At 43.9% G+C, this 17829-nt stretch carries 23 protein-coding genes; all 23 read right to left on the minus strand.

The window, feature by feature from the left end:
* Positions 1-200: 200 nt before the first annotated feature.
* Positions 201-1238, minus strand: a complete 1038-nt coding sequence (locus RYL27_RS06415; RefSeq protein ID WP_314966025.1) for an ABC transporter ATP-binding protein — start codon at positions 1236-1238, stop codon at positions 201-203.
* Complete coding sequence (locus RYL27_RS06420) at positions 1238-2377, minus strand: ABC transporter ATP-binding protein (protein ID WP_314344925.1); 1140 nt, start codon at positions 2375-2377, stop codon at positions 1238-1240. Before RYL27_RS06420 ends, RYL27_RS06415 begins: the two co-directional genes overlap by 1 nt.
* Before the next feature lie 74 nt (positions 2378-2451).
* On the minus strand, positions 2452-4083 hold the full coding sequence (locus RYL27_RS06425; protein WP_314966028.1) for an ABC transporter permease: 1632 nt from the start codon (positions 4081-4083) through the stop codon (positions 2452-2454).
* 16 nt (positions 4084-4099) lie between these two features.
* Positions 4100-5086, minus strand: a complete 987-nt coding sequence (locus tag RYL27_RS06430) for an ABC transporter permease (protein WP_314966029.1) — start codon at positions 5084-5086, stop codon at positions 4100-4102.
* Between the two features lie 100 nt (positions 5087-5186).
* A complete protein-coding gene (locus RYL27_RS06435) occupies positions 5187-7496 on the minus strand; it encodes an ABC transporter substrate-binding protein (protein ID WP_314966031.1) in 2310 nt (769 codons plus the stop codon).
* 49 nt (positions 7497-7545) lie between these two features.
* The gene (locus RYL27_RS06440) at positions 7546-8094 is read right to left on the minus strand and encodes a hypothetical protein (protein WP_314966033.1); all 549 of its coding nucleotides are present in this window, start codon (positions 8092-8094) and stop codon (positions 7546-7548) included.
* A 488-nt stretch (positions 8095-8582) separates the two neighbouring features.
* On the minus strand, positions 8583-9119 hold the full coding sequence (locus RYL27_RS06445) for a bL17 family ribosomal protein (protein ID WP_007157652.1): 537 nt from the start codon (positions 9117-9119) through the stop codon (positions 8583-8585).
* A gap of 51 nt (positions 9120-9170) precedes the next feature.
* Complete coding sequence (locus RYL27_RS06450; protein ID WP_007157653.1) at positions 9171-10115, minus strand: DNA-directed RNA polymerase subunit alpha; 945 nt, start codon at positions 10113-10115, stop codon at positions 9171-9173.
* Positions 10116-10139: 24 nt separating this feature from the next.
* Positions 10140-10733: a 30S ribosomal protein S4 gene (gene rpsD, locus RYL27_RS06455; RefSeq protein ID WP_183683838.1), complete on the minus strand. Its 594-nt coding sequence runs from the start codon at positions 10731-10733 to the stop codon at positions 10140-10142.
* 167 nt (positions 10734-10900) lie between these two features.
* A complete protein-coding gene (gene rpsK / locus RYL27_RS06460) occupies positions 10901-11296 on the minus strand; it encodes a 30S ribosomal protein S11 (protein ID WP_007157655.1) in 396 nt (131 codons plus the stop codon).
* 77 nt (positions 11297-11373) lie between these two features.
* Positions 11374-11742, minus strand: coding sequence for a 30S ribosomal protein S13 (gene rpsM, locus RYL27_RS06465; protein WP_007157656.1), 369 nt, complete (start codon positions 11740-11742; stop codon positions 11374-11376).
* Positions 11743-11762: 20 nt separating this feature from the next.
* Positions 11763-11876 carry a 50S ribosomal protein L36 gene (gene rpmJ / locus RYL27_RS06470; RefSeq protein ID WP_003022746.1) on the minus strand — a complete coding sequence of 38 codons (114 nt, stop codon included), beginning with the start codon at positions 11874-11876 and terminating at the stop codon, positions 11763-11765.
* Positions 11877-11961: 85 nt separating this feature from the next.
* Entirely contained in the window at positions 11962-12180 is a 219-nt protein-coding gene (infA, locus tag RYL27_RS06475) for a translation initiation factor IF-1 (RefSeq protein ID WP_007157657.1), read from the minus strand.
* 7 nt (positions 12181-12187) lie between these two features.
* Complete coding sequence (gene map, locus RYL27_RS06480; protein WP_308579222.1) at positions 12188-12943, minus strand: type I methionyl aminopeptidase; 756 nt, start codon at positions 12941-12943, stop codon at positions 12188-12190.
* A complete protein-coding gene (locus RYL27_RS06485) occupies positions 12936-13601 on the minus strand; it encodes an adenylate kinase (protein ID WP_007157659.1) in 666 nt (221 codons plus the stop codon). The genes map and RYL27_RS06485 overlap by 8 nt, the downstream gene beginning before the upstream one ends.
* Before the next feature lie 66 nt (positions 13602-13667).
* Positions 13668-15008, minus strand: a complete 1341-nt coding sequence (secY, locus tag RYL27_RS06490; RefSeq protein ID WP_007157660.1) for a preprotein translocase subunit SecY — start codon at positions 15006-15008, stop codon at positions 13668-13670.
* A complete protein-coding gene (gene rplO / locus RYL27_RS06495; RefSeq protein ID WP_007157661.1) occupies positions 15009-15452 on the minus strand; it encodes a 50S ribosomal protein L15 in 444 nt (147 codons plus the stop codon). It lies immediately after the preceding gene.
* A 10-nt stretch (positions 15453-15462) separates the two neighbouring features.
* Positions 15463-15645 carry a 50S ribosomal protein L30 gene (rpmD, locus tag RYL27_RS06500; RefSeq protein ID WP_007157662.1) on the minus strand — a complete coding sequence of 61 codons (183 nt, stop codon included), beginning with the start codon at positions 15643-15645 and terminating at the stop codon, positions 15463-15465.
* A gap of 14 nt (positions 15646-15659) precedes the next feature.
* Positions 15660-16169, minus strand: coding sequence for a 30S ribosomal protein S5 (gene rpsE / locus RYL27_RS06505; protein WP_007157663.1), 510 nt, complete (start codon positions 16167-16169; stop codon positions 15660-15662).
* 21 nt (positions 16170-16190) lie between these two features.
* Positions 16191-16553 (minus strand): 50S ribosomal protein L18, encoded by a 363-nt coding sequence (gene rplR / locus RYL27_RS06510; protein ID WP_314966039.1) that lies wholly within the window; start codon positions 16551-16553, stop codon positions 16191-16193.
* Between the two features lie 15 nt (positions 16554-16568).
* Positions 16569-17108, minus strand: a complete 540-nt coding sequence (rplF, locus tag RYL27_RS06515) for a 50S ribosomal protein L6 (protein WP_007157665.1) — start codon at positions 17106-17108, stop codon at positions 16569-16571.
* 61 nt (positions 17109-17169) lie between these two features.
* Positions 17170-17571 carry a 30S ribosomal protein S8 gene (rpsH, locus tag RYL27_RS06520; RefSeq protein ID WP_183683842.1) on the minus strand — a complete coding sequence of 134 codons (402 nt, stop codon included), beginning with the start codon at positions 17569-17571 and terminating at the stop codon, positions 17170-17172.
* A gap of 109 nt (positions 17572-17680) precedes the next feature.
* Positions 17681-17829 (minus strand): type Z 30S ribosomal protein S14 (locus RYL27_RS06525; protein ID WP_314966041.1); only part of this gene is annotated, 149 nt, incomplete at its 5' end.

The following is a 17829-nucleotide window of genomic DNA, read 5'->3' on the forward strand; positions in this document are numbered from 1 at the left end:
CCCCATTTTCAGACCTATATTACATAGAAAACCGTCTTACTTCTTCACAACTCCTCTTGTAGGCAAAGTCAGCGAGAGCGTGCCCCATTTTCAGACCTATATTACATAGAAAACCGTCTTACTTCTTCACAACTCCTTTTGTAGGCAAAGTCAGCGAGAGCATCCCCCACTTTCAAACCTATATTGCATAGAAAACCGTTTTAATTCTTCACAGCTCCATCATCATACAAATGGCAGCAAACCTTATGCCCATTACCCATATCCTTTTCTTCCGGCACCTTGCTCTTGCAAATCTCCATGCACTGACTGCAACGGGTATGGAACTTACAGCCCTCAGGAGGGTTCGCCGGGGAAGGAATACTTCCTTCCAGAATAATACGATTCATCTTAGCCTCCGGATCCGGAATGGGAATCGCGGAGAACAAAGCCTTGGTATAGGGGTGGAGAGGATTTTTAAAGATATCCTCCGTATTTCCAAACTCCACCAAATTTCCAAGATACATTACACCAACCGTATCCGCGATATGCTCTACCACGGATAAGTCATGGGAAATAAAGAGGTAGGTCAGCTTATACTTTTCCTGTAAATCCTTCAAGAGGTTGATAATCTGTGCCTGAATGGACACATCCAAGGCAGATACCGGCTCATCACATACCACAAACTCCGGATTCAACGCCAAGGCTCTGGCAATACAGATTCTCTGTCTCTGTCCGCCGGAGAACTCATGGGGATAACGACCCTTATGGAAGGGCTGCAAACCGCAGTTATCCATAATGCGGTCAATATAGTCCTCGTACTCCTCCTTGGGAACCAGATGATGCTCCTTTACCGCTTCTCCGATAATTTCTCCTACAGGAAGTCTGGGAGAAAGGGAGGAGAATGGATCCTGGAAGATAATCTGCATCTTGGTGCGTAGTTCATTTAACTCGGTTTTGGGAATATCGTAAACCTCTTTTCCGTTAAACAGCACGTCTCCCGCTGTCTTCTCTCCGCTTAAACGCAGGATGGTTCTTCCTGTGGTGGTCTTTCCGCAACCGGACTCTCCCACCAGCCCCATAGTGCTTCCTCTTTTGATGGAGAAGGAAATGCCGTCAATGGCCTTTACCTGTCCCACCACCGTATTAAAGAAGCCTCCTCGAATGGGGAAATATTTCTTCAGGCCACGAACCTCTAAAATATTGTCTTCATTTTCCCGGACAGTCTTAGCTTCTGTCTCCTTTAAAATGCTATTTTCCATTATTTCCTCGCTTCCTCATCATACAGGTAGCAGCTTACTCTGTGGGTCTCGGAGAGGCTGATTTCTCCGGGATAAGCCCCGTCACAGCAGCCCTTCCGCTTGTCACAACGATCTCGGAAGTAGCAATAATTCGGCATGTTAATGGGGTTAGGCACCTTTCCGGGAATGGAATAGAGCTTATCCACATGCTTTCCTACCACAGGCTTGGAAGCCATTAAACCAATGGTGTAGGGGTGGGAGGGATTGGAAAAAATTTCCTTTGCAGTTCCCGCCTCTACCACACGACCGGAATACATAACCACCACATAATCCGCCATTTCCGCAATTACCCCAAGGTCATGGGTAATCAGCATAATGGAGGAGTTAATCTTGTCCTTTAAGCCACGTAACAAATCCAGAATCTGTGCCTGAATGGTTACATCCAAGGCTGTTGTGGGCTCATCCGCAATAATCAGCTTGGGAGAGCAGGCCAACGCCATGGCGATTACGATACGCTGCCGCATACCGCCGGAAAGCTCGTGGGGATACATATTGTAAACCCCCTCACTGTTGGCAATGCCAACCATTTCCAAGAGCTCAATGGTACGCTTCTTCGCCGCCTCTTTCGTTTCATAACCGCTCTTATGGAACAAAAGCACCTCATCCACCTGGTCTCCGATTTTGAAAACCGGATTTAAGGAGGTCATAGGCTCCTGGAAAATCATGGACATAAAATTTCCCCGAAGATGCTGCATCACTGTTTCAGGGGTTTTGGTAATGTCGTAAACCTTATCTCCCGTATTTAAGCGAATGGCTCCGTCCACAATCTGTCCCTGAGGCCGCTGTAAAAGCTGCATCAGAGAAAGGCTGGTTACGGATTTTCCGCAGCCGGACTCTCCCACTACCCCCACAGTTTTTCCCATGGGAACGGAAAAGCTCACGGAATCCACACTCTTTACCGTTCCGGCATCGGTGTAGAAATAGGTCCGAAGATTCTCAAACTCCACCGTATTCTCCGGATTCTTCATTTCCGTCAAATACTCTGATTCCGGGACATTTTTCCGCTTCCGCTTTTTTTCTAAGGTAGCAGTAATTTTTCTATTTTCTTTCGATATCCTCCGGGCTTCTTTTCCGGAAAGATAACCGTCTTCTCTTGCCATTTTCTATCCTCAACTTATCTTCCTACAGCTTTCCAAGGCAAATGCCGGAAAGCATGATTTTTTACCGAAACCTTTTATCGCTTCATCTTCGGGTCAAAGGCATCTCGCAAGCCGTCTCCCACCAGGTTAAAGGCCAACACGGTAAGCAACAGGCAGACACCGGCAGGAATCCAAATGAAGAGATAGTTACTTAAGACATAGGTATTGTTAACATCGTTAATGATATTTCCCCAGGAAGCAAAGGGGAACTTTACACCAAGTCCCAGGAAGGACAATACCGCCTCTGTCAAGATTACACCTCCCAAGCTCATGGTACAGGTAACAATGAGCTGAGGAATAACGTTTGGTAAAAGGTGTCGGAAGATTCGGTTTACGGGTTTAATCCCTGTAGCCTCCGCCGCAGTCATAAATTCCTGCTCTCTTAAAGTAAGAATCTGTCCACGCACCAATCTGGTAATGGAAGGCCAACCGAAGAATCCCAGAATAATCATCAGGTAAAACATACGAACCTGGGGATCCACCCGCATTGCATCCATAGCCGCACCGATAATGATATAAATCGGAATAGTAGGTATACAGTAGAAAATATCCACAATTCGCATGATTAAAGAATCAATCCAGCCACCGAAATATCCGGAAATACCGCCCAGAAGCATGCCCAAAACGGTTTCAATGATTACAACTACGAAACCGATATAAAGGGAAACTCTTCCGCCGTACATCAGTCTGGTCAACATATCCATACCATTCTTATCAGTTCCCAGAGGATGAGCCTTGCTGGGTGGAGAATAGGAATCATAGACCATCTGCTCTCTGCTTTGCAGAATATTATAGGTTTTGGAGGTGGCATCATATTCCATGGTATAGTTTGCCTCTACTCCGTCATCATCGGTAAAACTAAAGCTGGTAGCTCCCGCCTGAATCTTCTCCAGAAGCTCTTCCTTAAACTTCTGAGAGAAGGTCACATCGCTCATAATGGCATTTACCACATAGCGGCTGGCATAAGCATAAGCAGCTCCGTCCTTTGTTACGGTTCCATCCTCGGAAAGGGTATAGCTGCTGCCTCCCTCCGTAAATTCCTTTTCCCCGTTGGTCAAGGCCTTTAAAATGCTTAACTGCTCTGCAAAAGGAATCTGTCCTTCCCCGGAAACGGAAGTCACCGTATCCACTGCCGCAAAGGCTACCGGGTCAGAGCTTCCCTTCTTGCTAATGATATAGAAGTCTTTTCCCGCCTCTTCAAAGCTGTAGTCTACGCCGCCTGCGGCAAACTCTGTCAGCTTCTTTCCCTTGGCCAATACGAACTGGGCCTGGGCAAGAGCAGGGAAGCTATCCTTTTCCGCCTGCTGATAACGAAGCTCCGTGTTTACCTTAACGCCGGCATACTTCTGGCTTTGGCTGTCCTTACGGTAGAAAAGCTGAGACTCTCCGTAGGGCATTAAAGCTCCTCCTAAGAAGGAGAAGAGAAACATGAAAATCAAAACCACCATACCCAAAACCGCAATGCGGTTTCGGAAAAAGCGCTTTGCCACCATTGCTCCGGGGGAGAGGGTTTTGACACGACGGTCATCACTTAAAGAATATTCAGCATTCTTCGATGCATTAGCATCGCTATGCTCTTCCGTATTCTGCACAGTCTTTTGTGCAGTCTCTTCTGTCATAGATTCTCCTACTGTAGTTTTGTCTACAGAATTTTCTAAACCAGACATCTTTTCCCCTCCTTTCCTAATCAATGCGAACTCGAGGATCTACCACGGCATATAAAATATCCGTAAGAAGGTTTCCAATCAAGGTCAAGACGGCAATGAACACTAAGTAAAACATGGAGAACGGAATGTCTCCTGAAATCATAGCCTGATAAGAGGTATAGCCGATTCCCGGAATGGAAAAAAGCTGCTCCGTAATCATGGCTCCGGAAAATAATCCGGGAAGAGAGGTACCCCAAATGGTAACCAGCGTAATCAAGGTATTCCGGAAGGCATGATGATAAATTACCCGTCCCTCAGAAAGCCCCTTGGCTCTTGCAGTACGGATATAATCCGAATTTAATACCTCCAGCATATTGGTACGAATATATCGCATATATGCTCCGATGCTGGCAATCAGCAGGGTAAGAATCGGTAAAACCAGGTGTAAAGCAATATCCATCTTCTTTCCGCTTGGAGAGAGAATATCGTAATTTCTTCCCACCAGTCCGCCTAAGTCGAACCATTGTAATTTCACGGAAAATACCAGCTTCAAAAGAGAAGCTGTGAAGAAGGTGGGAAGGGAAATTCCTGCCAAAGCCACGATGGAAATCACATTATCCTGCCAGGAATACTGCTTGGTAGCCGCAATAATTCCCAAGGGCACAGAAATAGCCATTTCTAAAACCATCACAATGAAACTCATAATAAAAGAAATGCCCACTACCTCTTTAAATTTTTGGGTAACCGGTATGGTATACTTCCAGCTGTCTCCAAAGTCTCCCCGAAGGGCTTTTCCTAACCAAGCAAAAAATCCGGGTACTATACCCTTATCCATACCATAGGTGGACTCCAACTGCTGCATCCACTCTTCAAAGCTTTTGGATCCCGGCTGCTGAGACTTCTGTCTGGCAATCTGCTCCAAATAGGAGGTCGGCAAAGATCGCATTAAGATATAAAGCAAGAAAGCCACGATAAACAGAATCACTACGGACCATAATAATCGTTTGATAATATACTTTTTCACTGAAAAACCTACTCTTCCATATCAAGAATAGCCGCATTCCTAAAGTTTCAGGAAACGCGGCTATTACCCGAAAAATGTAGACGGAGCAATCCGTTTACTTTTACTTTGCTAATTGAAGATTCTCAACTTCAGCATACCACTTATAGAATGGGCTGATATCCGGAGTAATGGTATCCACCTTGATACGTTCCGCAGAGAAAATAGTTACTTCTTTTCTCTGGTAGATTGGTACCTCGCAGGACCAGTCGATAATCTTGTCAAGACAAGCCTTATACATGGTCTTACGATATTCCTGATCGGTAGATTCTCTTGCCTGAAGAATCATGGTATCCAAATCTGCATCCTCAATCTGGTACTGGTAGTTAGAGCCTCCGGGATTTTTGCCTCCATTGGCAATATCGGAGTAATATATCTGGAACATATCCGGATCCGGTGTTGCCTGCCAAGCCGCACACCATATCTCTGCCTGTCTAGCCTGAAGTTTGTTCCACAGGTCGGCACTGTTGGAAATATCATTAATAGTAAGCTTCATACCGATTTCCGCAAAGGCCTTCTGTGCCTCTGTCAAAATCATAAAGGAGGGGTGGTCTCCGGTTCCGGAACCGGGAATGATTACCTCATACTCCATCTTTGCCCCGGCAGGAGCTGCAGTAATCTTTCCGTCTGCTACGGTGTAGCCTGCCGCCTCTAAGAATCCTAAAGCCGCCTTCTTAGCTGCTGCGTACTTGTCCTCATCAGACATGCCGGAGGTGTAAATAGGCTCTCCCTTTACATCCTTGGAAAAAGCAATCTGATAGCCATCATCGGTAGGCTGGGGTGCCGCCCAAGAAGTATTGGTAATTGGATAATTAATGACACTTGCTCTGTCTCCATAGTAGCTGCTTACAGCAAGGTCTCTATATACAGAGAAAATAGTTGCAAAGGCACGACGAAGATTCTTGGAAGCTTCACTTCCCGGCTCATTATTTACGGAAACATTGTGGGCGTTAATGCCGATATATCCATAGCCCAAAGCATCTACGGCAGAAGTATAAATCTTATCTCCGGAGATTTCTCCATTGCTGTTTGCCTTCTTAATGGCATCTGCAATCTCATTGGTATAGCTTGGGTTTGTTACGTCTGCTGTTCCGGTTAATACTGCATTTACACGGTCAGGTTGTGCAACATAGTTCACCTTTAAACTCTTTGTCTTCGGTGCGCCGAGATAGTAATTCTCATTTGCCTTCATGGAAACCACACCGTTTTCATATTTCTCAAAAACGTAGGGACCTGCACCTAAGGGCTGGGTGGTCTTTGCACGAACACTGCTTAAATCTCCCTTGGGGAAACCGAACTTATTGTTCGCATAGTCGTACTGGGCAGGATCTCCATAGTAGTGTAATGGAGAGATTAACATAGCAAGCTGATATATTGCCTGAGCATCCACCTTGGTTGTAATGACACGTACAGTATTGTCTCCGGTCTTCTGGATACCGCTGATATTGGGAGCGGAATTACCGGTTTCCACACCGACAGCGTAGTCCTTGTAGCTTTCCATTAACTCTGTAAAAGGTTTGCCTGCACTTTCTGCAGAACTCATATCCGTCACGCTACCATTATACTTTGCCAGCATTGCATTGAAGAAGTCCATAGCCGTTGCATCTTCCTTCAAGCCTTCATAGCCATAGTTTGCTGCAAATGCCGCTACAGAATCCCCTTCCTTATTGCTTCCGCTGGAAATTAAAGAATCCTCAATTTCCTTTACAAATGCCTCGGCAGCCTTCTTGTAATCTGCCCAGAACTTTGTCTGCTGTTCCTCTGTCCACTTGGAGAAGTCCTTATTATCCTCTCCTGCAGCCAGAATCAGCTTAAAGAGGGGTTCCATACCCTTTCTATACTCTTCCATACCCTGAATCGGTACGGAATAGAAGGAAGCTGATCCGTCATAGGTAGGATCTGCAAAAACATACATGGAGAAAATAACATCATCCACAGTTAAAGGCTTGCCATCAGAGAATTTTACACCATCCTTTATAGTAAAGTCATAGTATACGGTACCGTCTGCATTCTCGGTAACAGCCAGGTCTGAAATTCCCTTATAGGTGTATTCCTTTCCGTTATATTCCTTGGTCTCCCCTTCAATCCCCTTGTAAATGATGGCACCGCTTCGATCTATGGTGAGGAGTGGGTATGCGACAAAATTCACCACATCCTGATCCGGCACAGTATCAGCGAAAAACGGAGAAAACTTGGAGCTAAAATTATCCTGTGCAAAAACAACAGAACCGTCGTTGTTCCCTTCAGCTGCTTTACCGCTCTCTCCTTGTGCCTTTGTTCCATCCTCCGCTTTCTTGGGAGAACATCCTGCCAATGCGGAAAGCGCCATCACTGATGCAAGCAGTGATGCCATAATCGCTTTTCTTTTCTTCATACTACTTCCTCCTTTTAGTAATTTCTTGGCTTCCTTTCAAACTGCATTTTCATTCATTATAGACTGTTCTTTCCTCCATTTTCCAAGAAGAAAAGCTCTGTTTTAACTTTCGCCAAAACAGAATGGAAGAAACGAAAAATCCCAAAACCAAAGCTAAAACCATAATTTCGCCTAAAAGCCCTCCATCTCTTCCACCTCTTAGGAGATAAATTCCTTGAAATAGAAGAAGGATTCCCGCAAAAAGGAAGGAAAGAACTACATTTCCCTCCAAAGGGATAAAGCTTTTTTGATAGGTCCATCCATCCACGGTGCCTTCCTTCCGAAGATATCCTAAGAATCGAACTGAGGCCAAAAGGACTTGGATAATGCACATCCCATAGGGTAGGGTTAAAAAAAGCTTGTGGGATAAAGCCGACTTCGAGAAAAATCCCGGAATCAAGAGAAAAGGAAGTTGTGAGAAATAGCAGGCAATTAAAAGCCGTTTTTCTTTTCTTTGCAGTTCCAAAGGCCGTATATCTTTATACAGCTTCTTTCTGGCTTCATCTGCCTCTTTGGAAAGAACGCCGCCTTTTCCATAGGGCGTCCTAAACATTCCCATGCTATTTCCTCCATAGTTTCGACTTTTCTTGATTATCAGTCTTTTTTCTTGATTCTTAGTCTTTTTCCTTGCTGGCTGTTCCATCCTATAATGAAAAAGTATTGTGATCTCCTGAAGCTCATTTTTTCTCACTAAATCAGTTCATGATTTGGAAATAAGAAAATTCTTTGTTTCTCACAATATTTTAACCCATAGCTTACCTTTATTTTTATGCTACGTCAATTATATTTATAGAATAAGAGATATTCCTAATTATTTTTTCTTTCTTGTTTCGCCAATTTTATTTATAGAAACTTTATCATTTTTTTGTATTTTGATATTCCATTTTTCTATAAGCCCTCTATCTTTTATTCTGTTTTAGAAATATTACTCAGTATTTTTCCTGAGTCCTTATACAAATACGCCAGTTTTTACGCTTTAGGCATTAAAAAAAGAGGAAGCAAGCTTCCTCTTTTTAAGCAACTTTGTTCTATTCGTTTTGTAAAATATTATACAAGCTCTAAAAGAACTTCCATAGCAGCATCTCCCTTACGAAGACCTACCTTTACGATTCTTGTATATCCACCGTGACGGTTCTCGTACTTTGGTGCAATCTCTTCAAAAAGCTTCTTTGCCAAGTCTAACTTCTTGGTGTTCTTCTTTCTTCCGGCTGCTTCTGCAGGTCTAACTGTGGGAACATAGGTCGCTGCAAGAATCTGGCGACGAGCCTGTAAACGAGAAGGCTTATCCTTCTGAATGGACTTCTCTACTTCCTCATAAACGGTAACCTTCTTACCGTCTTTGACTTCTTTAACGCGCTTTCCATCAGCGTCCTTCTTTGCAACCTTTGCATTAACGACAACCATTTCATAGTTGTCTTTCTCTCTTACTGCCAAAGCAATAAGCTTCTCTACCTGCTTACGAACTTCCTTCGCTCTAGCCTCAGTAGTAAAAATCTTTCCATGCTCCAATAAAGAAGTGGTTAATGCACGAAGCATTGCCTTTCTCTGGTTTGAAGCTCTTCCTAACTTTCTATAATTTGCCATGTTTTCTCCTTATCCGTGCTTTTTAGTCTTACCGGTTGGCCTTACTGTTATCTATTCTTCCGGAAATGATAATCCCAGATTCAAATCTCTTAACTTCGCCAAAACTTCCTCAAGAGACTTTCTTCCAAGATTACGAACCTTCATCATATCCTCCGGTGTCTTGGAGGTTAACTCGGACACTGTGTTGATTCCTGCTCTCTTCAAGCAGTTATAAGAACGGACACTTAATTCCAGTTCATCAATATTCATTTCCATTACTTTGCCCTTTTCATCTTCGGGCTTATCCACCATAAGCTCTGTTGCAGCCACTTCTTCAGAAAGCGCTACAAACAAATCCAGGTGCTGAAAAAGCATTTGTGCCGCCTTGGAAATCGCATCTTCCGGAGACATACTTCCGTTGGTATATACATCCAAAGTCAATCGATCATAGTCCGTCATGTTTCCTACACGGGTATTCTCGATAGACATATTTACTCTTTCCACAGGAGTATACAAAGCATCAATGTCCTGATATTCCTTTGGTGCTTCTACTCTTCCTTCTGCCTTTTCTCCGGAGTAACCCTGTCCTCTACTGATAAAGAGGGAAATGGAGCCTTGGGCTCCCGCCTCTACAGTAGCAATATGCTCTGTAGGATTACTCAGCTTAAGTTCCGACTCTCCAATAAAATCTTCAGCCAGAATCTCGGACTTTCCGGATAAATCAACGGAAACTTCCAGACTTTCCACTTCCTCCGGCAAAATCACCGCAATGCTCTTAAGATTGGTTAAGAGCTCAGGGAAACTTTCCTGAATTCCGGAAACCTTGTCTCCGGACAGATTTTCGATCTTAATTGCAGAAATCGCAGCCCCGGGCAGAGAGGAAAGCATCATCCTCCGAAGAGAATTTCCTAGGGTTGAGCCGTAGCCTCGTTCCAGTGGTTCACATACGAAACGACCAAAACGCTTATCCTCTGAAATTTCAAGAATTTCAATGTTTGGTTTTGTAAAATCAAACATGCTGCCTCCTTTTTTAGGCTATCATTACTTAGAATACAACTCGACGATTAACATTTCGTTTACAGGAACGTCAATGTCTTCTCTGTGTGGAAGAGACTTAATGGTTGCGCTAAGCTTCTCAGCATCCATCTCTAACCATGCCGGTACCATTCTGCCGTTGGTTACTTCCACAATATCCTTATATCTCTGTGCAGTTCTCATGGATTCTTTAATCTGAATCACATCACCTGCAGAAACAAGATAAGAAGGAATGTTTACAATCTTTCCGTTAACGGTTACGTGACGGTGTCCTACAACCTGTCTAGCTTCTCTTCTGGTTCTAGCCATTCCCATACGGAAAATAACGTTGTCCAGACGAGACTCTAAAAGAATCATAAGGTTTTCACCGGTCTGTCCTGCTAACTTCTCTGCCTTAGCATAGTAGTTACGGAAAGGCTTCTCTAATACGCCATAGATGAACTTTGCCTTCTGCTTCTCTCTAAGCTGAAGACCGTACTCGCTCATCTTTCTTCTTGGGTTACGAAGCTGTCTGTTGGATTTCTTATCCACTCCTAAAAATACGGGGTCCAGTCCAAGTGACCTGCATCTTTTAAGCACAGGAACTTTATCTACTGCCATTTTATCCTCCTAAATATCAAGTTTTGTCGACTCAACAAGCCAACATCCCTAAAAAATTGATACGCCCTTTACACCGATAAGGCTTCTTCAGGCTGACCACATGGTCATACTGTTCTGTATAATCTATGCCGCTATAGGAAATTCCATAATCTCCCGGGCACATTGCATTATACTCTTCTGCGCTTTGGTGGGCGGCATCCGTTGTGTGGAACCGGTGTAACATCCTTGATGGAGGTTACTTCCAATCCGTTTGCTGCTAAAGCACGGATTGCTGCTTCTCTTCCGGATCCCGGTCCTTTAACCATTACATCCACATACTTTAAGCCGTGTACCAAAGCTGCCTTTACAGCAGTCTCAGCAGCCATCTGCGCTGCATATGGAGTAGATTTTCTTGAACCTCTAAATCCCAGACCGCCGGCACTTGCCCATGATAAAGCATTACCCTGAGCATCTGTCAAAGTAACGATAGTGTTATTGAAAGATGATTGGATATGTGCCTGTCCGCGTTCAACGTTTTTCTTTACGCGCTTTTTTGTCACTCTCTTACCAGTTGACTTAGCCATAGTTAAACTAACCTACTTTCCTTTTTCTCTTCTTCCTGTATTTAAAACATGAAGATCCATTAGTTACTGTTCAGACCTTACTTCTTCTTGTTAGCAACGGTCTTTCTTGGTCCCTTACGGGTTCTTGCATTGGTCTTAGTCTTCTGACCTCTTACGGGAAGTCCCTTTCTGTGACGGATTCCTCTGTAGCAACCAATTTCCTGCAAACGCTTGATGTTTAAAGCGATCTCTCTACGAAGGTCACCTTCTACCATCTGGTGCTCTGCAATATAGGTCGCCAGAGTCTTTACCTCATCGTCAGTTAAATCCTTTACTCTTGTGTCCGGATTCACGCCGGTTTCTGCAAGGATCTTGTCTGCTGAGGGTCTTCCGATTCCGTAGATGTAAGTCAAACCGATTTCGATTCGCTTCTCTCTAGGTAAATCTACACCTGCAATACGAGCCATCTTTGATTTCCTCCTGTTAATTAACCTTGTCTCTGCTTATGCTTAGGGTTTTCACAGATAATTCTGATGGAGCCCTTTCGCTTGATTACTTTGCATTTTTCGCAGATCGGTTTTACTGATGATCTTACTTTCATAAGTAAAATTCCCCTTTCCTTTACGAATTTGAACAGAGTTGCCGTATCATTCTAGCAAAACAGTCTTGAAATGTAAAGCGAAACCCTACTTATCTCTCCAGATAATTCTTCCCTTTGATAAGTCATAGGGAGAAAGCTCAATAGTCACCTTATCTCCCGGTAAAATACGAATATAGTTCATTCTTAATTTTCCGGAAATATGAGCCAATACCTGATGCCCGTTTTCCAGTTCCACCTGAAACATGGCATTTGGTAACTTCTCGATTACCTTACCTGTAATTTCGATTACATCTGATTTCGACATACTCAATTCATCCTTTCGATAGACTTAGGATTTCCGGTCCGTTGTCTGTGATTAAAATTGTATTTTCATAATGTGCCGTAAGCTTACCGTCCAGGGGAACCACCGTCCAGTCATTGGATAAAACCCTGACCTCCGGATTACCTTCCGTAATCATGGGCTCTATGGCCAAGGTCATTCCTGCCTGTAGCTTCGGGCCTTTCTTCTTCATGCGATAGTTGGGGACTTCCGGATCCATGTGAACCTGATGGCCGATGCCGTGTCCCACGTACTGGGTAACTACGCCGTAGCCATGGGCCTCTACATAATCTCCGATGCTTCCGCAAATATCATTTAAATGATTTCCGGGAACCGCATTTTCGATTCCCCGGAAAAAGGATTCCTTACAAGTTTCCACCAGTCTTTTGGCATTGGGAGCAATTTCTCCCACCGCCCAAGTTCTGGCGGCATCGCTGTGATAGCCCTTGTAATTTACTCCGATATCGAAGGAAACGATGTCTCCCTCTTTTAAAATCCTTGTCTTCTCCGGTATTCCGTGAATCAACTCCTCATTCACGGATACGCAACAAGCTGCCGGAAAGTCATAGAGATGAAGAAAGCTGGGAGTACATTTTGCTTTTCGGATGAGCTCCTCTGCGTACTTATCCAGTTCGTAGGTGCTCTTTCCCGGGGCTACCGCCTCTCCTACTTTCTCATGTACTTCTGCAAGAACTTTGCCTGCTTCCCGCATCAGTTCAATTTCTCTTTTGGACTTAATCTCAATCATGGATTTTCCTTTCCACTTGGCTTAAGATTTCCTTTACCCTTGCAAATACCGTTTCCAAATCTTTTGTTCCGTCAATCTCTTCCAGGATTCCCTCTTTCTTATAGAAGGAAATCAATGGTTCAGTACTCTGATGATAAACCTTTAAACGATTTTTCACCGTATTCTCTTCATCATCTTTTCTCTGCACAAGATGCTCACCGCAGTTGTCGCAAATTCCCTCTTTTTTCGGCTTTAAGGTTTCCAAATGGAAAATCGCGCCACAATGGGGACAGGTTCTGCGGCCGGCCATTCTGTGAATAATCACATCATCCGGTACTTCAACGTCCAATGCAAGATCAATCTTTTCTCCTTTTGGAGCCAGAGCATTTTCTAAAGCTTCAGCCTGAGGAATGGTTCTGGGAAATCCGTCTAAGATATATCCCTTCTCACAATCCTTTTCTTCCAAACGGTTCAGAAGCATCGCAATGGTGATTTCATCGGGAACCAGCTCCCCATGATCCATATATGTCTTTGCTTTTAAACCAAGCTCTGTTTCCCCTTTAAGATTAGCCCGGAAAATATCTCCGGTGGAAATATGGGGTAAACCGTAAACTTTAGAAATACGACTTGCCTGGCTTCCTTTTCCCGCACCAGGCGCTCCTAACATGATAATCTTCAATATGGGCCTCTTTCATGATGGGATAAACCACTATGAGCCTCCTTAGTAAACTAAGGAGGCCATAGATTAGTTGTCTAAAAATCCTTTGTAGTTTCTAATTACCATTTGAGAATCGATGGCCTTCAAGGTTTCCAAAACAACACCTACGATGATGATTAAGGAAGTTCCGGAGAAGGAAATTCTGCTGACGTTAAATACGCCTGAAATGATAATGGGAACTAATGCAATAATAGCCAGTCCGGTGGCTCCGATAAAGATGATATATCGAAGAATACCTTCCAGATAATCACTGGTCGGCTTTCCCGGTCTGATTCCGGGAATAAAACCACCCTGCTTCTTCATATTGTTTGCTACTTCCAAGGGATTAAAGGAAATAGAAGTATAGAAGTAAGCAAAGAAATACAGTAGAGCAATGTAGAGAACTAAACCTAAGGAATAAATCGGAGCATTGGGGTTTGCCCAGGAGCCGGAATTTAATCCCATGATAATCTGTCCTACAATAGAGCTTTGATCCACCCTTATAATCTGTCCGATAACCACCGGCATGGTCATTAAGGAGGAAGCAAAGATTACCGGCATAACGCTTGCCGTATTCACCTTTAACGGAATCTGAGACTGCTGTCCGCCAACAAGTCCTCTTCCCTGTACTCTTCTACTATACTGCACCGGGATTCTTCTTTCTGCATCCTGCAGAACTACGGTAAACGCCACCATACAGAAAATTGCCGCAGCAATGATAATAGCCGCTACAACCATCTTTGCAGTGTTATTTCCCATAATAAATCTCTCATAAAGTGTGAGAAAATCCTGTGGAACCGAGGATAAGATATTGAACAAAAGAACCAGAGAAATACCATTTCCCACTCCCTTGTCCGTAATTCTTTCACCAATCCACATCAGAAGTGCAGATCCGGCTGTCATTGCTACTACGCAAATCACTACGCCGGCAATCTTACGAAAGACTGAACCCTCTGCATATCCAATCAGAAGTCCGGAACCCCCAAATCCTACTGCCATGGCTGTAGACTCTAAAAGTGCTAAACCGATGGTCACGTATCTGGTGTATTCTGTCAGCTTCTTTCTTCCCTCTTCTCCATCCTTCTGCATTTCTTCCAGGGCGGGAATCGCCACGGTTAAAAGCTGAATAATAATGGAGGAAGTGATATAGGGGGTAATGGATAATGCAAAAATACTGAGCTGCTCGAAGGATCCTCCGGTCATGGTATTAAACCAACCGAAAGCATCGTTCCCAGCCATGCTCTTAAATAAATCTCCAAAATATCCCGGATTTACACCCGGGATAGGAAGATTTGATCCAAAACGAATTACTACGAGCATAAGGAAAACATAAATAAGACGATCTCTTAAATCTTTTACCTTAAATGCATTTCGTATTGTTTGAAGCATTTAGATCACCTCACAGGTTCCGCCCACAGCCTCAATCTTCTCCTTTGCGCTCTCGGAGAAAGCATTTACCTTAACAGTAAGCTTCTTTGTTAATTCACCGTTTCCAAGAATCTTAACACCGTCATTTACCTTACGGATGATTCTCTTCTCCAGTAAATTTTCTAAAGTAACCTCATCTCCTGCATTGTAACGATCTTCCAATACGGAAACGTTGATTCCTGTAATTACCTTTGAGTTGGGATCTGTAAATCCTCTCTTAGGAATACGACGGAATAAGGGCATCTGTCCACCCTCGAAACCGATTCTTGGTGCTCCGGAACGAGCCTTCTGACCCTTGTGTCCCTTACCTGCTGTCTTACCATTTCCTGAACCGTGACCTCTGCCACGACGGAAATTCTGGGAGTGCTTAGAGCCCTCTGCAGGTGATAACTTTGATAACTCCATAGTCGCCTCCTTAAATCTCTTCCACTTTTACCAAGTGATTGACTCTCTGAATCATTCCCTTAGTGGTGCCATTGTTCGGAAGCTCTACAGACTGACGAATCTTCTTAAGTCCAAGAGCCTGAACGGTTGCCTTCTGCTTAGGGATGGCACCGATAGGAGACTTCACTAAAGTAATTTTTAATTTATCTGCCATTTCTACCCTCCCTCTTAACCTGTAATTTCTGCTACAGTTTTGCCACGGAGTGCAGCGAACTGCTCAGGAGTCTTCATAGAAGTAAGTCCCTGTAAAGTTGCATAAACTACATTTGTCTTGTTGTTAGATCCTAAAGACTTTGTACGGATGTTTCTGATTCCTGCCAACTCACACACCATACGTGCAGGTCCGCCGGCGATGATACCTGTTCCTTCAGGAGCCTTCTTCAGAAGAACTGTGGAAGCTCCGAACTTTCCAAGGTAATCGTGTGGTACAGACTTATCCTCATTTACAGGTACAGTAACCATGTTTCTTACTGCAGCCTCTCTTGCCTTACGAATCGCTTCAGGTACCTCAGTTGCCTTACCGGTACCGCAGCCAACGTGTCCATTTCCATCTCCAACTACTACAAGAGCGGAGAATCTCATGGTACGTCCACCTTTAACAGTCTTAGCAACACGCTTGATGGCTACTACACTGTCATTTAACTCTAACTGATTTGCGTCAATTTTTTCGCGCTTCATCTTAGTGATTTCTCCTCTCGATTAGAATACTAGTCCGGCTTCTCTTGCAGCATCTGCAAGGGCCTGAACCTTACCATGATACAGGAAGCCGCCTCTGTCGAATACCACTTCCTTGACTCCCTTAGCCAAAGCCTTCTCAGCGATGGCCTTACCTACATACTGAGCTGCCTCAACATTGTCGGTAAACTGCAAATTCGCATTCTTATCTAAGGTAGAAGCTGCACACAAAGTGTTTCCTGCAACATCATCAATAAGCTGTGCATACATGTGCTTGTTGGAACGAAAAACCGCAAGACGAGGTCTTTCAGGAGTTCCGGACAAACGGTTTCTGATTCTTGCGTGCTTTTTTTGACGAAGCTCGGCTTTATTTTTCTTGCTAACCATTCTACTTTCCTCCTATTATTTCTTACCAGTCTTACCGACTTTACGACGAATGACCTCGGTAGAGTACTTAATTCCCTTACCCTTATAAGGCTCCGGTGCTCTCTTAGAGCGGATTTCCGCAGCATACTGGCCAACCTTCTCTTTGTCGATTCCTCTGACAAATACGGTGTTGGCTCCCTCTAATACGGTCTCCAAGCCTTCCGGATCTTCCATGGTTACAGGGTGAGAATATCCTAAAGTCAAAGTCAAGGTCTTACCCTGCTTTGCCGCTCTGTATCCTACACCATTGATTTCCAGCTTCTTCTCGTAACCGTTGCTTACACCTTCAACCATGTTGAACAGTAAAGCTCTGGATAATCCGTGAAGAGACTTCTCTTTCTTATTGTCATTTGGACGAGTAACCACTAAGTGGCCATCCTCTTCCTTAATTGTGATTTCTTTTGCAAAGGTTCTCTCTAAGGTTCCCTTTGGTCCCTTTACCTTTACTACATTGTCCTTAATCTCAACAGTAACGCCTGCCGGGATCGCGACCGGTAATTTTCCGATACGTGACATAGTATACTCCTCTCTTAAATTCTCAGTAAAATACTGTTTTCAGAAAATATATTCCGACAGATTACCATACAAAGGCAAGGACTTCTCCGCCTACACCCTTTTGTCTTGCTTCCTTGTCGGTGATTACACCCTGGTTTGTGGAAATGATTGCTGTACCTAGTCCACCAAGTACTCTAGGCATATTTTCTTTGCCGGCGTATACACGAAGACCCGGCTTGGAAATTCTACGAATTCCGGAAATGATCTTCTCATTCTTGTTGGAACCGTACTTCAGTCCGATCTTAATGTCCTGGAATTTTCCATTTTCAACTAACTCGCAGCTGGAAATGTAACCTTCCTTCAGAAGAATCTCAGCAATAGACTGCTTCATCTTAGATGCTGGGATACATACGCTGTCATGTTTTGCAGTGTTTGCATTACGAATTCTTGTAAGCATATCTGCGATTGGATCACTCATACTCATTTTTACGGATATCCTTTCTTTTTATCTATGAGGATGCGCCCTATGCACTATCCTCTTTGCAAACGAAATATCGAATGCTTATGCAATCGATATTCGTTTTACAATCATTTTACCAAGATGCTTTTCTCACCCCTGGAATCTCTCCCTTATATGCTAACTCACGGAAGCATACACGGCAGATTCCGTACTTACGAAGTACAGAGTGCGGACGTCCGCAAATCTTACATCTTGTATATTCTCTTGTGGAGAACTTTGCAG

Source organism: Oribacterium sinus, assembly GCF_963537195.1.
Classification (GTDB): Bacteria; Bacillota; Clostridia; order Lachnospirales; family Lachnospiraceae; genus Oribacterium; species Oribacterium sinus_A.